This window comes from Photobacterium aphoticum (genome assembly GCF_001029435.1).
Taxonomy (GTDB): Bacteria; Pseudomonadota; Gammaproteobacteria; order Enterobacterales; family Vibrionaceae; genus Photobacterium; species Photobacterium aphoticum.
The window spans coordinates 65,826-81,787 of the sequence record NZ_LDOV01000030.1 but is presented as its reverse complement, the minus strand read 5'-3'; the positions used below and the strand labels follow the sequence as shown (position 1 = coordinate 81,787).

14 protein-coding genes are annotated in these 15,962 nt (G+C 48.1%); 1 reads left to right on the top strand and 13 read right to left on the bottom strand.

Annotated features, from left to right (window positions below; genetic code table 11):
• Positions 1 to 318: 318 nt before the first annotated feature.
• From ABT58_RS16940 to ABT58_RS16880, 13 genes are all read right to left on the bottom strand, one after another.
• Positions 319 to 1,041 (bottom strand): carbohydrate-binding family 9-like protein, encoded by a 723-nt coding sequence (locus ABT58_RS16940; protein WP_047875617.1) that lies wholly within the window; start codon positions 1,039 to 1,041, stop codon positions 319 to 321.
• A 152-nt stretch (positions 1,042 to 1,193) separates the two neighbouring features.
• Complete coding sequence (locus ABT58_RS16935) at positions 1,194 to 2,273, bottom strand: glycoside hydrolase family 88/105 protein (protein ID WP_047875616.1); 1,080 nt, start codon at positions 2,271 to 2,273, stop codon at positions 1,194 to 1,196.
• 70 nt (positions 2,274 to 2,343) lie between these two features.
• Positions 2,344 to 3,174, bottom strand: coding sequence for a 5-dehydro-4-deoxy-D-glucuronate isomerase (gene kduI, locus ABT58_RS16930; protein WP_047875615.1), 831 nt, complete (start codon positions 3,172 to 3,174; stop codon positions 2,344 to 2,346).
• A 47-nt stretch (positions 3,175 to 3,221) separates the two neighbouring features.
• The gene (nagA, locus tag ABT58_RS16925) at positions 3,222 to 4,370 is read right to left on the bottom strand and encodes an N-acetylglucosamine-6-phosphate deacetylase (RefSeq protein ID WP_047875614.1); all 1,149 of its coding nucleotides are present in this window, start codon (positions 4,368 to 4,370) and stop codon (positions 3,222 to 3,224) included.
• A gap of 2 nt (positions 4,371 to 4,372) precedes the next feature.
• Entirely contained in the window at positions 4,373 to 4,816 is a 444-nt protein-coding gene (gene agaF / locus ABT58_RS16920; RefSeq protein WP_047875613.1) for a PTS galactosamine/N-acetylgalactosamine transporter subunit IIA, read from the bottom strand.
• A gap of 63 nt (positions 4,817 to 4,879) precedes the next feature.
• Positions 4,880 to 5,773 carry a PTS system mannose/fructose/sorbose family transporter subunit IID gene (locus ABT58_RS16915; protein ID WP_047875612.1) on the bottom strand — a complete coding sequence of 298 codons (894 nt, stop codon included), beginning with the start codon at positions 5,771 to 5,773 and terminating at the stop codon, positions 4,880 to 4,882.
• Complete coding sequence (gene agaW, locus ABT58_RS16910) at positions 5,763 to 6,533, bottom strand: PTS N-acetylgalactosamine transporter subunit IIC (RefSeq protein ID WP_047875611.1); 771 nt, start codon at positions 6,531 to 6,533, stop codon at positions 5,763 to 5,765. The genes ABT58_RS16915 and agaW overlap by 11 nt, the downstream gene beginning before the upstream one ends.
• 49 nt (positions 6,534 to 6,582) lie before the next feature.
• Complete coding sequence (gene agaV, locus ABT58_RS16905; RefSeq protein WP_047875610.1) at positions 6,583 to 7,083, bottom strand: PTS N-acetylgalactosamine transporter subunit IIB; 501 nt, start codon at positions 7,081 to 7,083, stop codon at positions 6,583 to 6,585.
• Between the two features lie 28 nt (positions 7,084 to 7,111).
• Entirely contained in the window at positions 7,112 to 8,269 is a 1,158-nt protein-coding gene (locus ABT58_RS16900; protein WP_047875609.1) for an SIS domain-containing protein, read from the bottom strand.
• 18 nt (positions 8,270 to 8,287) lie between these two features.
• Positions 8,288 to 9,565 carry a tagatose-bisphosphate aldolase subunit KbaZ gene (gene kbaZ / locus ABT58_RS16895; RefSeq protein ID WP_047875608.1) on the bottom strand — a complete coding sequence of 426 codons (1,278 nt, stop codon included), beginning with the start codon at positions 9,563 to 9,565 and terminating at the stop codon, positions 8,288 to 8,290.
• Between the two features lie 65 nt (positions 9,566 to 9,630).
• Positions 9,631 to 10,407: a transcriptional repressor AgaR gene (agaR, locus tag ABT58_RS16890; protein ID WP_047875607.1), complete on the bottom strand. Its 777-nt coding sequence runs from the start codon at positions 10,405 to 10,407 to the stop codon at positions 9,631 to 9,633.
• Positions 10,408 to 10,959: 552 nt separating this feature from the next.
• The gene (locus ABT58_RS16885) at positions 10,960 to 12,228 is read right to left on the bottom strand and encodes a dicarboxylate/amino acid:cation symporter (protein WP_047875677.1); all 1,269 of its coding nucleotides are present in this window, start codon (positions 12,226 to 12,228) and stop codon (positions 10,960 to 10,962) included.
• A 136-nt stretch (positions 12,229 to 12,364) separates the two neighbouring features.
• Positions 12,365 to 13,597 (bottom strand): NAD(P)/FAD-dependent oxidoreductase, encoded by a 1,233-nt coding sequence (locus ABT58_RS16880; protein ID WP_047875606.1) that lies wholly within the window; start codon positions 13,595 to 13,597, stop codon positions 12,365 to 12,367.
• Between the two features lie 480 nt (positions 13,598 to 14,077).
• On the opposite strand from ABT58_RS16880, the gene ABT58_RS16875 reads away from it, so the two are divergent.
• Positions 14,078 to 15,880, top strand: a complete 1,803-nt coding sequence (locus ABT58_RS16875) for a chitinase (RefSeq protein WP_229821746.1) — start codon at positions 14,078 to 14,080, stop codon at positions 15,878 to 15,880.
• The last annotated feature ends 82 nt before the right edge of the window (positions 15,881 to 15,962 follow it).

Genomic DNA, 15,962 nt, shown 5'->3' with positions numbered 1-15,962 from the left:
TCCTTTGTTTTTGTAATTTGCGAATCCGCATAATACGAAAACAAACGAAACATTAAAGCGATAATCATCACAACATCGTAATCATACGAAGAATATCAAAAGCAATGAAACGAAATTTCTTCTTAACATTGGGCTGATTTACGATTTAAGCACATCAGCTCTTTCGATTAGCTCATTAGCACCTGAAAATAGCGTGTGCTATCCTCTCTAATAGCAAATGAATCGACAAAACTAAAAAACACCAGACATAAAAAAGCCTGCGGTGACTTCTTATGCCGTAAGAAGTCACCGCAGGCTAAAGTAAAGGTTTCGCCGCCCTTATTGCGTGAACGTACACGTCCCAAAGGTGCCAGGGTTATGGAAATTAGGCTTTGGTGTATTTGGATCAACCCATGTCATCCAGCCCATGTCGATTTTCCCGTTCGGCTGCGGTGTAAACTCCGCACGCATAAGTGCACACAACAAGGTGGTTTTTGCACTGTCTTGCCATAAACCCAACGCATCGAGGGTTTTCAGCGGTAACGATCCTTCCACCACATAACCGGTCTCGGTCAAACTGGCTTTTGCCACCAGCCCCGGCCATTGCCAGGTACTGTCTAATGCGGTGCGTTTTTTCATCGCTGTATCGTAAGCCGCTTTACCGCTGAATACGCGCGATTTAGCATCGATTTCCATGGTGTAATACTGTGAAAGGCCTACATCTTTGGCAAGAAAGATTTCCACCCTGTCAGAGTCTAGAATAGCCCGCTCAGGATCGGTTCCCACCGCCAATTGTTTATCTTCCACACGGTAACGGAAATACATCGCGTTAGTATCCCACAATGCTTTAAATTCTGTCGCAGGGGCCATTTGAGTACGCCACGGGAACGAAAACTGTGTCAGTGTTTTTGCGCTTTGCCATACCGCATCATTGCCGGTGCCATCAATCACCGGAGCCTGCGACGTAAATTGCACCTGATAATTCGAAACCGATTCAGCAGCCACGTGTGCGGAGAAAGCACTCGCCATAACTAGTGCCGATATACCAAACGCTTTTTTCATATGAGTCATCCTTGTTGTGCGATAAAAGTGGTGAGCGAAAAGCTCTGTAATAAAACAGGTCAATCAAAATCGATATAACAAATGAAAGAGATAAAAAAAGCTGACTTTATATCTATAAAATCAGCTTTAATGCGTTTCATCCTGTCTATGTGTTATTGGGCTAACGTCAACATCTCAGTCGCTGCCAATAAGAAGGCACCTGCGCCGTAATCAATGTTATGTTCAAACTGCACATCACGCGGGTTAAAGGCAGGCAGTTGCACCCATCCCATCATGCCATTTTCATGCACACAGGTTTCCAGGGCCGCCCAGGCTTTTTCAACTACTGGCAAATAGGTCTCACGATCTAGTTGGCCGTTATTGATCCCCCATGCTAAGCCATAACAGAACAACGCTGTTGCGCTACTTTCCGGTGCAGGGAAGTTGTCTGGATCCAGCAAACTGGTACGCCAGAAGCCGTCTTCTTGTTGGTATTTCACCACTTCAGCAGCCAACGCTGTAAACACATTCAAGTACGGTTGACGCGCCTCGAAATCTTCTGGCAAACGGGCCAATACACGAGGGCAAGCAGCCAGCAACCAGCCAATACCACGAGACCAGAATACCTTTTCACCATTGGCTTCACGGAACTCTGCGCCACCGTCACCAAACTCATTCCGATACTGCTGACCAATTTCCGTTGGCATATAACGGTAGTCCCGGTAATACAAACCGGTTTCCGGATCATATAAATGGTCAATGGCATCAAAGAAAGCGGTATGCATGTAATCCACATACTTACGCTCACCCGTTATTTTTGACAATGCGGCAAAGGCAGGCGGTGCCATGAATAAGGAATCCACCCACCACCAGTCGCGGTGACCAGGTTGAGGCTCATCCAACATAATATTGAAGGCTTTAATGGTTGGCTCAAGCGCCTCTGGAATATTCACAAGCGGGTAAACATCCAAGTAAGCTTGCGCACACACATGATCATCGGCAAAACGCGGAAATGCGCCTGTACGATACCCCGTGTGCAGGGTGTAGTTCATTACACCCTCAAGATATTCATGATCGTCGGTTGCCGTCCATGCAGCAGAAACACATGACCAGAAAACACCACGCTCCCAATCCGTATCTTTAATAAAACGTGTTGCACCACTACGACGAATAACACTGCGTGTCTGATTAGCCGCCTGATAACGGTACACACGCTTCATCAAGGTTAAAACATCTTGTTTTGTTGTCATCATTACGTTTATTCCTTTGATACAGTGATGCGGAGTGGGTGTTCTGCATCACCGAAAAATAACGGAAGAAGGCTTATTTCAAATCAGACATAGCCACATGATCCATATCGTGGAAGGTTTGGTTTTCCCCCACCATACTCCAAATGAAGGTGTACGCAGCGGTACCGACACCTGAGTGAATTGACCAACTCGGGCTAATTACCGCTTGCTCATTACGCACAACCAAATGGCGGGTTTCCTGTGGCTCACCCATATAATGAAACACCAAATTGTCCGCTTGCATATTGAAGTACAAATACACTTCCATACGACGTTCATGGGTATGGCAAGGCATGGTGTTCCACAGACTGCCTGGCGCCAGTTCTGTCAACCCCATCGACAACTGACAGGTTGGTAGCACCGATGGATGCAAATATTTATTGATGGTACGAACGTTACAGTTCTCTTGCGAGCCCAAGGTTTCAGGCGATGCCTCTTCTTGGGTGATTTTACGTGTTGGATATGTCATGTGTGCGGGTGCGCTGTTGACATAAAAACGGGCAGGCTGTTCTGCCGATACACTTTCAAAGCGAACGTCTTGCACCCCTTTACCCACATACAATGCTTCTCGTGTACCGATTTCAAACGTCTCGCCATCAACAATGATCAGACCAGGCGCACCAATGTTGATGACACCCAGCTCACGACGCTCAAGGAAGAAATCAACACCCAACTCTTTACCACCCACGAGTGTTAAAGCTTCTGTCGTTGGGACAGCACCACCCACAATAATGCGGTCAATATGGCTATACGTTAGGTTAATTTGACCGACTTGAAACATTCCCTCAATCAAGAATTGTTCACGTAAGCCAGCGGTATCCAATTGTTTAGCGTGCGCGCTATGAATAGGTTGACGAATTTCCATGTTATCCCTTTTAAATCTGTTGTGTTGTTCGACACGTTCTCAGCCATTTATTGGCGATAGGCCCACTGCCCTTTGATTAACGTGCCTGTCACCGCTAAGGTGCTATCCATGATGGTCAGACTCGCTTCAAGGCCTGGCGCAATCGCACCTAGACGTTGTTCGAGCCCAAGATATTGAGCTGGCACAGAAGAGGCCATTTGCACGGCTTCCCACACCGGGACACCGACGGTATTCACCATCGTGCGCACGGCGTGATCCAAACTGCAGGTACTACCGGCCAGGGAGCCACACGGACTGCGCGCTTCACCTTGCGTTACCGTGATCATCTGTGCGCCAAGTCTGTACTCACCATCCGCCAAGCCGCCGGCGCGCATACAATCCGTGATCAAGGCAATCCCTTGATAGCCTTTCATGCGGTAAGCCAATTGCATCATCACCGGGTTCACATGCACCCCATCCGCAATCAGCTCAGCCAGCATGTCGTGGTACAACACTGCCCCACAACAGCCCGGCTCACGGTGATGCAAGCCACGCATGCCGTTAAATAAATGCACGCCACAATCAGCGCCTAATCGGTACGCCTCAGTAACCTGCTCAAAAGTTGCATCGGTATGTGCCACCGAGGTTTTAATCTGGTTTTCAGTCTGCCATGCAATGGCAGCCATTGCCCCTTCGGCTTCCGGCGCTAATGCAGCACGTAACAAGCTTGAACCCGCTACGGCTTTCATTTGTTCTAATTCCGCCAACTCTGGCGCTTTAAGCAATCCCGGCGGATGAGAGCCTCGATATTGCTCTGTAAAATACGGCCCTTCTAAAAAGCTGCCCAATAACTCAGCCCCTTGCGCCTGCGGTTGCTGAGTAAAATGGTTGACGCATTCAAGTGCTTGAATGATGTCATCCCAGGGTGCGGTCACCGTCGTACCAACCCATGCCACCACACCGGTTTGTGGCAAAGCATTGGCAATGGACTGCAACGCCTCATCGGTCGCATCCATCACATCACTGCCGTTGCGGCCATGAATATGAATATCAATGAAACCAGGCATGATTGATTGACCGTCTAAATGAATCACTTCGCATTCAGAAGGAATGTCTGACGTCACATCCACAATCAAGCCGTTTTCAATCACCACGGCGGTATCAGTCACAATCCCCGTGGGGGTAAATACCTGTTCAGCAAGCAACGCATATCGCATCGTTATAGTCCGTCTTCGCATTCAAGTTCTGGCTCAGGCGCCATCATCGCTTGCAGCTCTTTACGCATATCTTGTAGGCAAGAGTGACCAATCTCGAGCAATGTCTCGACCAACTCAGGTAATGTACTGTCTTCACGCTCAAACGCCGCATTGGCAATCATTGGCAAATTCACCCCAGCCAACAGCTCAACATTGTCTGTATCCATCAGAATCGACATGGCGCGGTTACACGGCGAACCACCTGGAATATCTGTCAGGAACAACACGCCTTCGCCATCATCCACTTGCTTTGCCGCTTCGCGTAGCGCCACTTCCAGCTCTTCTGTTGACATGGTTTCCACAAAATCAATGAAAGCCATCTGATCTTGTTCACCTGCAATTGCTTTAACGGCAGACCCCATACCTGTTGCGAAATTAATATGGCCTGAAACAACAATACCGATCATGAGAATAATCCTTGAAGAAAAGAGGGGGGAGTTCCCTCCCCCCTTTAAAACGAAATGTGACGATTAAAGAATGCCGAGTAAGTGACCAACCACACCGGCTGCCAGTGTCGAGAAGATTAGGACTGGTGGCTTAGCCCAGAATCCAGTTCCTTTCACCAGCTTGAACATGAAGAACACTAAGCACAGCGGCAGAATGTTAGGCATGATCTTATCAAACAAGGCACTTTGGAGTTCTACCACCTTGCCCCCCAGCTCGACCGAGGCCGTGGTCTGCACCTTAATAAAGCTGGCCGACAGCGCACCGATAACAAAGATACCCATAATGTTGGCCGCTTTTGCCAGCTTCTCTGTTGCATCACTCATGCTCACCATGGCTGCGGTACCCGCTTTATAGCCCATGAACATCAAGCCGAAGTACACCAAGAAGTGAACAACCTGGTACAGCACAAAGAAGACGAACGGACCGGCAATGGAGCCTTCCATTGCAATGGAAGCACCCAGAGCAAGTGTCAAAGGCATCAGCGTCATGTGGTCAATCGCATCACCGATACCACCGGTTGGTCCCATCCCCGCCACTTTCATTACGTTAACCGTGGATGGCTTTTCTTTGTTCTCTTCCATGGCAATTGCGGTGCCCAGTAGGAAAGTGAACAGCTTAGGACTGGCGTTAAAGAACTGAAGATGGTTCTTTAGCGATTTTGCAAAGTCACGCTTGTTGTTACCGTGGATCTTCTTCAGTGCTGGGATGATAGAGTAAGCAAAACCACCCGCCTGCATACGTTCGAAGTTGAAGTTACCTTCCATGAATAGGCCGCGTAGCGAACAAATCCATAGGTCACGCTTAGTAATCACTTTACGTGGGGTGGTATCTTCATATGCATCGATACCATCAACCAGATTTTCCGTAACCTTTGCGTTATCGTTGGCCAGAGTGCCTGCAGTGATATCAGATGCCATCTTCAAATTCCTCGACTTGATTGTTATTAGTTCCGTTATTGTTACCGCTGAAGAAGTAGTACAGTGCTGCAATCGATGCGCCGATAACCGCGACCGCCATGATTGGCAGTTTCAGGTACGTCGTCATGACGAAACCAATGAAGAACACACCCGCCACTTCTTTTGACCACATGATTTTCAATAGCATTGCGAAACCAATCGCAGGGACCATCTTCGCACCAATACCTAGGCCAGTAAGTAGTGCTTTCGGTGCGTTTTCATCAATCCAGGTTGCTGCATGTTCACCAAAGTACACCGTGATGAAGGCGACGATGGAATACATCAATGCACGCATTGAAATGGTGGTTATGAGTAATCGGTCAATACCATCCGAGTCACCTTGTTCCGCGAAACGGTCCGCTTTACCCATGGTGAAAGACGTCATTGCGAAGAAACCAATCACCAACATTTGCATCAGTACCGCGATAGGCATACCCACACCCATGGCAACTTCTGCTGACTGGCCCGTCATGACAGCAAACGCAACCGCTGCAATCGTACCCAGTGTTACATCAGGCGGCTGAGCCCCTGCGTTAGGCACTAGACCTAGCCAAGCAAGTTCTAACGTAGCACCTGCGATCAAACCAATTTGCATATCACCCATGATCAGGCCAACAACAGGACCGGTAATGAGTGGGCGGTGGATGTTCAACGCGACATCGTACTTATCGATACCACAGAAGAACGCCCATACTGCGACGAGCGCGGCTTCAAAAAACATGATTTATTTCCTTATGTAAATCGCTGCTTATTAAACGTTTGTGGTGCCATTAGGCAGGTTGTTTTGCTAGTTCAAGTACATTAACCGGAGATTGGTCAGGCGTATTTTGAATCGTACACGTCACGCCACGAGCAACCATGCGTTCAAAAGCATCAATATCTTTTTCATCAACCGATACGGTTTTTGCAATTTGACGTTTGCCTTCATGGAAGTGCATGTTACCCACGTTACAATGTGTAATTGGCACGCCCCCTTCAACCAATCGAGCGACATCGGTTGGGTTGTTACAAAGGATGAAGATGCTCTGTTTTGGTGATGCTTTATGGATCACATCAATCGTCTTCTGAATCGAGAAGAAACGGACTGCGTACTCACCACCTGCTGATGCTTTCATGCCTGCCTGCATAAATGCGGCGCTAGGGCCTTCTGCGGCATCATCATTAGCTACGAGAATTAAATTAGCTTCGGTATGTTTACCCCAGGTAATGCGAATTTGACCATGTAGCAAACGTTCGTCAATACGAGTCCAAACAATGTTAGGTGCCGTCATTGGTAATTAATCCTTATTTCTAATTTTATTAAAATAACTCGTGAATAGTTACACCTTGCACAACACGGTTAACTTCACCTGTTGGACATGGGTTATCCGGTGTATTTCCCAGAGCTAATGAGTAATGGAACGCATAGAGTTGAGCAATAATGATATATGGGAACAGGAGTTCAATGTCACTGGCTTCTTCCATTCCTTCAATCGTAATATATTCACCATCTGTTACCACTTCATCCAATATTGAGGTTACTGCAATAACCTGGTTGGCAATTTTATCTCGGCGAAGTTCGCTTAATAAATCCAAGTCATATTGGCGTGTATATGGATGGCTAGAGATAAATACAAACACTAATGTTTCATCATCTACGATTGATTTCGGACCATGTCTGAAACCCAGTGGGGAGTCAAACATTGCAACCACCTTACCCGCTGTCAGCTCTAAAAGCTTTAATGCGGCTTCTTGAGCTAAACCTTGCAAGCAGCCACTACCGAGGTAAACGACTCGCTTTGCATTGTTAGAAGCTATTTTACTTATTGGGTGATTTATTTCTTTGATCAAAGCCTCAGAATGCTTACATAAACTTTCAATTTCTTTCGTGTAATCGTTTTCACCACAAAGCACAGCGAAAGTCGCAAGCATCATCGAAGAAAAACTAGATGTCATCGCAAACGACTTATCATTCGTTTCTTCTGGCATTAAAATGGCGAAAGTCTTCGCGTCATTACAGCTACGGCGGTAAAGCTCACCTTCACCATTACACGTCACGACCAAATGATAACAATCACTTAGAACCTGATTAGCAAGGTCAACCGCTGCTACACTTTCTGGACTGTTACCCGATCGTGCAAATGAAACCACCAAAGTAGGAATGTCTTCAGCAAAGTATTGATACGGATTTGAAACGATATCTGTTGATGCTACCGCCTCAACACGTCGCGACAGTACTTTCGTTAATGCCGGCGCCAAAGCGCGACCAGCAAACGCTGACGTTCCCGCACCTGTCATCACAATACGTAAGTCTTTTTTAGCTAACAGCGGTGCTAAAAATGCCTGACTTGCCTGGCGGCATTCGTTAACGATAGCACTGGTTTTTCTCCAGCATTCTGGCTGCTGTTGAATTTCTTTTGCGGTCCAAAAAGCGCGTGCGCTTTCTAGATCTTTGACATCAAGATCTAAATATTCCATTTTATTCTCTTTAAATTTTCAAAATTGACAAGCTGATGAATAAACACGAAGAACTTGTTGAACTTTATCAATCACAAAATCTTTCGGGTTATTATTAATTTCGCCATTGCGTAATGCATGGAATTGCTCAGGTAAATACCGACTAATTAATGGCAGGGGCATACCATCTTTTGATAAGTTATCGAACAACTTATTTTGTGCATGCTGAATAGTTGAATTTGGCCAATAGTATCTGATGCGGTCACTGAAACTATAACAACGAGCAAATCGTTGTTGAACTTCATTGCCATGATAATATTTTTTCCAAAAATCAGGCTCTGCACACATCGTTTCTTCAATATGTTCTTTTAAATTTGAGCAGTAGGCTTTCGGAATAATCGCTTCTTCAATTTCGCATAAATTGAATAATGCTTCACGCATCGCAAAAGTTAATGCCGGACCGACTTTTAAAATAGAAAAATGATCGCGCACAAGGGCTTTATACGCATGATCCGGCTGGTAATCCGTTGAATGCGCTTCAAACACCATGTGAGGATAAGCATCGACAACGTGGCTCAGGGCTTGCGCTTTTTCTGGGCAGTAATCAATCACACCAGTATGGTCAAATTCAACCCCAGGCTGTACCACCAACCCAATGACACGATCCCAGCAATTGGCAACACCGGCTTTCTCAAAGGCGGCCTGGTGACACAAAATGGTTTGTTGCGCAGCTTCTGGTGATGTCACCTCTACCCCTTCCAGCTGCTCAGCGGCGCCACCAGGAACCGGTACTTCGGTACCAATCACATACACCACATCGCTCTGGCCAAACATATCCATCGCTGTTTGCTCAGCAATACGGGCTAAACGCGCTGCACGTTCCGCCACAATATCATCATGTAGTGGTACAGGATCGCCCGCACATGACATACTGCAGTCAAGGTGAATTTTTTTAAAGCCAGCCGCAACATAAGCGGCGATCAGTGCGTCTGATTTTGCCATGGCCTCTTCCGCAGGCAGCGCTTGCCAACGGTTTGGGCCAAGATGATCCCCACCTAAAATCAAACACTCTGTCGGAAACGCTAATTGCTCAGCGAGGTTGAGTACAAAATCACGAAAATCAACCGGGGTCATACCGGTGTAGCCACCGTATTGATCCACTTGGTTAGAAGTTGCTTCAATCAGCAACGGAGAATTGTCTTGCTTAGCTTGACGTATCGCAGCTTCAATCACGAAAGGATGTGCGGAGCAAACGGAATAGATGCCATTATTGCCACCGGCTTTGTGACGCTTTACGATATCAAGAAGGGTGTTCATGTACTAACTCCACAATCCACATCTGTGCTGTGGCTATGGAGTCAGTACAAAGAAAGGAAGGCGATTTAGTCTGCTTTTTCTACCACAATGACTTTCACTTTCATGTCACGCAAACCTTGCAGATACTCCTCAGCAATGCCGGAGTCTGTGACTAAGGTGTCAATCTGACCGAATTCACGGATCATATGACAGCTGCGTTTGCCAAATTTGCTGGAATCAGCAATGGCAATAACATGCTCAGAAATCTCACACATCAAGCGGTTAAGACTGGCTTCCTGCTCATTGTGTGTCGTGATCCCTGATCGAAGATCAAATCCGTCCACACCTAAAAAGACTTTATCAAAACGGTAATTTTTTAGGCCATTTTCAGCTTGTGAACCCGAAAAAGACAGCGCATTCTTTCGAAGTACACCACCGGTCATCAATACCTCAATACCCGGTTTTGATGACAACTCCATCGCCACATCCAGACCATTGGTCATTACCACGACATCTTCGACATTGCCCAAACTTGCTGCAATTTCGCGAGTCGTCGTACCCGAATCCAGAATGACGGTGTCACCATCTTCGATCAGCGCGGCGGCGGCTTGGCCTAACAATGACTTCAAACCTGCATTTTGACGACGCTTTTCATGAACCGTAAGTTCAGCAATAACCCCAGTGTTTGGAATGGCGGCGCCATGAGAGCGAACAACATAGCCATTTTTTTCCAAAAAGCTCAGATCACTGCGGATAGTGACACTGGAGACATTAAATCTAGCAGCTAGGTCCTCTACACGGGCTTTACCATCTTGGTTAACCACGTTAACGATTTCCATTCGCCTTTCGACAGCACTTTTCATTATTTAGTCTCCTGGTGAAACCAAACTTTCGTTTGGTTTCGAGTTAAGATTACAATCAAAAACAAAAGGCACAAGACGAAGAATCCAAACTTGAGATCTCTTTCACACACTTTCGTTATCTACATTCCAACTTACGCATTCTTTCATAGGAATCCCTATCTATAAGGGGACGTAAAGCAAAAATTGGAAAGGGTTGCGATTTCATCAATTTATCGCAAATCAAAGCGTAAATCAAAGCGTAAAAAGTTTCACTTTGAAAGCCAAAAGCCTGACTTTACCGTCTGGTGATACCCATATCATCCGTCGGGATAAACTTTCAACCGTTTACGTAATAGATATAAAAGCATGAAACCGTAAGAGAAGAAAGTCCTTGAACTTTCTCTTTTTCGAAGACGAGGCTCAATCGACAAATCGGACCTGTTTGAAATGTCGATGGGTCATTATTAGCAGATACTTACTCGGTAAATAGAGATGGCTATGTGAAAGACGCTTGTGGAAGGAGAGAGCGGTAATGTGCTAAATCACCACCGCTCATTGTATACCGTTGAATCCTCAACCCGCTTTCGAGTGCCACTTATCCACCACCAGCGCGGCGATCAAGTCCCCTTCTACGTTGACGGCAGTGCGAAAGGTATCAAGCGGGCGTTCAATGATCAGCAAGATCGCAATGGCTTCGAGTGGAATGCCTGCGGCCAACAACACCAACTGCATGCCAGACATCGAGCCTGATGGCATACCCGGCGCGCCAACCGATGACACCATCGCCATGATGAAAATCATCACCAAACCGGTGGTGGTTAAATCAATCCCGAACAGTTGTGCCAAGAAAATCGCGGCCACACCTTCAAACAGTGCAGTGCCGTCCATGTTCATCACAGAGCCCAACGGCAATACCATGCTGCTGGTCGAAGGCGAGACGCCCAGTTTTTCTTCTGCCGCCTGCATCGACAGCGGCAAGGTCGCGGCACTGGATGAGGTCGCAAACGCCATAGTGAGCGGTGCGGCAATGGCTTTAAACAGCGTCACGGGGCCAATGCCGGTCGCCAGTTTAGCGATGGTCGGCAACACCACACCGCCGTGGAACATGGTCAACACAAACACCAACAAGGCAAACATGGCCAACTGGCCGAATAAGGCTTCACCGCCGGTCAGGGAAAAATCAAAGATAATGGCAAAAATGGCAATCGGTGACAGGCGCACAATGCCGTGTACCAACGTGTTGATGCCTTTGTTGATCCCCTGAATCACCTCAAACAGCGGGTGCTTTTGCGGCAACCCGACCAACAAGGCAATGCCCATCATGAAAGCAAACACGACAATCGCCAGCAGGTTACCGTTGGCAATGGCTGCAACGGGGTTCACCAACGCCATGCCGAAGATTTTGCTGACAATCGCTCCGCCATTGGCATCACCATGGTTGATCAAGGTGACGCTGTCAGACACCGGCACGGTCTCCATCAACGGCTGCCAAGGCGGCAGCATCAAAGAGGCGCCCAATCCCAAGCTAATCGCAAACAAGGTGGTCATGGTGTAGAACACAATGGTTCTGCCACCTAACGTTTTAAGGCGAACGATAGATCCGATATTGGTGATCCCTTCAATCAAAGAGAACAATACCATCACGCCCACCACCATCTTCAACAGCCCGATGTAGGTGGTTTTCCCCAACATCAACAGTTGAAACCAGCCTTGTTGATTTAAGGCTGCGTGAGTGAGCGTCGCAGGATCGGCAAAGCGTGAGAACACTGTCGCACACAGCCAAGCGCTGGCCGCAGCCAGTAAAAGTTGAAGAGGTAATGAGCGACGAATTTTTTGCCACATAACTTTATGCCACATAAACGTGGTTCCATTAGAAAAAACACAGACGGGTGACACACGTGCGCCACCCGTTATCATTATAAAAATAGTGGGAAATTTAAGCAGGAAACGATCGGAGTATGGATTAACCGTCCAAGAGTTAAGACGCGTTACCTTTGTAATACGGGCTGAGCAGGCCTTTAATGCGTTTGAGCATTACCAATGCCGTTACCCGTCCCCACCCAAACAGGATACGCTGATGCAAACGAAAAATCGTGTCATACAAGTTACGCACTAAACGACCACGCAGTACGACTTTGTCATTCATCAGTGCGCCCACCGCATAATCATGGCCCAATGCCACGACCATGCCGCCATCATTAAACAGAAATGGCTGTAAGGGTTTGCCTTTCATTAAACGGGCAAACTGATGTGCCAAATGCCCTGCCGCCTGATTAGCCGCTTGCGCGCGCGGTGGTACAAATGACCCGTCCGGCTGCGGACATTCCGCGCTGTCACCCATCACGAAAATCGCCTCATCCAGCGTCGATTGCAGGGTGTCATGCACTTTAAGCTGGTTGATCCGGTTCGTTTCTAGGCCATCCAATTGCGTGAGCCAATCAGCACACTTAATACCCGCCGCCCAAATTTGCAGATCAGCGGTTAATACCTGATCATCCGCCGTCACTAAACGGCCTGACTCGGCGCGTTGAATGCGGGTATTTGTCAACACGGTGACACCTTGTTGTTCCAATTTTCGCTGCACTTTTTCTGACATACATGCCGGACTGGCTGGCAGTACACGATCAGCCGCTTCGACCAAGGTAATGGACAATGACGCCCCGTGACGATAGCGCTGCAGTTTCTCGCTCACTTTCGCCAGCTCTGCTGCCAGTTCAACACCGGTAGCACCCGCCCCGACAATCGATAAGCGATGCTCACCTTGGGTACGCAATAAGGGATTGATCAATGCCCAAGCGCGCTGTGCCTGTTCGGCCGAGTCCAAAAACAGGCAGTGCTCACTCACACCCGGGGTTTTGAAGTCATTGCTGATCGCCCCGACCGCAAGCACCAAGTAGTCGTAATCCAGTGTGGCTTCCCCATTGACTGGCTGTGAAACCGTAATGGTTTTAGTGCTGCGATCTAACCCTGTCATGGCCGCTTGTACATACTGATACCCATGGCAAGCCGCATGCTGCAGGTAGCTGACTGCGTCTAATTCATTATCAAACGTCCCAGCCGCAATTTCATGCAAACGAGGTTTCCAATAGTGGTGGGAAGCCGGTTCAACCAAGGTAATGGTGTGTTCCGCACGACGACCCAGGCTTCGCCCCAAACGTGTCACCAATTCAAGGCCAGCCGCACCGCCACCTACAACAATAATTTTCGACATTGTGTGTCCACCTTTCATGTGTCGCCCGCTATGCAAGACGACATAACCATTCGTTGAAAGCCCACCAGCGGCGGGTTTTGATGTGGCACATTATATTGATGCAAAATGGAATGATAATCCCACAGAAAGGCAAATAACTATTACCAAATGGTAACAATGGCATCTATTACCCATTTCCTTGTTGTGATTTCTCGTTCATTTGTCGCCTCACTGTCGCTCTCACCCTGCGTGTTAAAACACGGATCACACCCATCATTTTGATGTGCCACAACAGGGTAAATCGAAGCCAGATTTCGCACCGTCGGCCACTAATTTTATTTTGCGAGCGACGCCATGGTTACACATGATATGCGGCGCAAAGGGGAAAGATGTTCGTGAATAACCTCGAAGTGGCTAATGACAACGCTGTGAGCGTGGAAATATCGTCTAATAATGAGTTGGTCAATTCAACATCATCACAACATCAAAGGAATGAACGCCATGCAAATTTCTTTCTCTAAGAAAGAACTTGGCTTACTGGTGGGGTTAGCACTGGCTAATACCTTCAGTGGTCAGCTTCATGCAGCGACCGCCCCGATTGAGTGGGTGGCCGGTCAAACCAAAGTGAGCAACGGTGACATCGTTATTTTCCAATCCAAGTGTTTCCAGGCCAAGAACAGCCCGGGCACATGGGAAACGCCAAAAGCCGGTAGCTGGTTCTGGGACACAGCAGAATGTACAGGCGTCACGCCAGACCCTGATCCGGATCCAAACCCAAATCCGGACCCCGATCCTGACCCGAACCCAAATCCCGATCCGGATCCCAACCCGAACCCTGACCCAGACCCAAATCCAAACCCTGATCCAACCACCGCTATTCCTTGGGTACCTGGCCAAACCACCGTCAAGAACGGTGATGTCGTGATCTTCGAAAACGTCTGTTACGAAGCACGCAATAACCCTGGTCTATGGGAATCACCATCATCCAGCAGCTGGTTCTGGAGTGTGGTTGATTGTCCGGGAGGCAATCCTGACCCAGGTCCAAACCCTGACCCAGATCCCGATCCAAACCCGAATCCAGACCCTGATCCGGATCCGAACCCAAATCCCGATCCAGACCCAGTACCGGGTGAATTCACTATCATTCCAGACGGCAAGGGCGGCTACCTGATCCCACGCGCAGAGATGACAGCGTACGAGCAGAGCCAAACCAACACAGAACTGTTTAACTGGGTACGTTCAGACATCGAAACCCGTGATAACGCCATTGTTGAAGCCGTTGCGCCTCTGAAATCCAGCAACCCTGACAACGTTCAGCGTGCGGAAATGATTGTGGATGAGGCAATGTGGGAGTTCTTGTTCCCACTGCGTAACGAGCAGTACACCTACACCCGTTTCTTGCAGTCTATCGCGAAGTTCCCGGCATTCTGTCGTACTTACACCGATGGTCGTAACTCCGATGACATCTGTCGTCGTTCACTGGCAACCATGTTTGCGCACTTTGTGCAGGAAACCGGTGCCAATGCGCCAAACTGGGAAGTGAGCCAAGGGGTACCGCGCTGGCGTCAAGGCTTGTATTACTTGCGTGAAATGTACAAAGACGAAAACGTCCACGACATGACGTACAGCAAGTGTAACGAGTGGCAAGGTGAGCGTTGGCCTTGTGCGGATAAGAAGAGCTACTTCGGCCGTGGTGCGAAGCAGTTGAGCTGGAACTACAACTACGGTCCGTTCTCTGAAGCCATGTTCGGCGATAAGAGCGTGCTGCTAGAAAACCCAGCATTGGTGGCTGACACCTGGTTGAACCTGGCTTCTGCCGTGTTCTTCTATGTGTACCCACAACCACCGAAGCCAAGCATGCTGCACGTGATTGACGGCACATGGCAGCCAAACGCCGCTGATAAAGCCGCCGGTATTGAACTGGGCTTTGGTGCCACCATTCAAATCATCAACGGTGCATTTGAATGTAACAAAGGCAACGAAGACTTCCGTGCACAAAACCGTATCGACTACTACAAGTTGATTTCAAAAGAGTTGGGCTTGGATATCTCTGGTGAAAAACTGGGCTGTGCCAACATGAAGCCGTTTAATACTGACGGTGCAGGCGCGCTGATGATCACGTGGGATAAAGACTGGGGCTACGATGCCAATACCCCTGGCAACGCAAGCTTCATGTGTAAACTGGTACCTTACCAGTATGCCTTTAACGCCTTGTTCCCTGGCGATTACGAGAAGTGTGTGGAATACCACTTCAACGTACAAGCCATCGACGAAAATGGCCAAGTTATCCCTGATGGCAAGTAAGGGGTAATTCTACAGGTGCTGTGTGTGCAGCACCTGTGGCCTACTCGCATCGGTCTATGCGCTTGCGCCTGCACAATGAGGC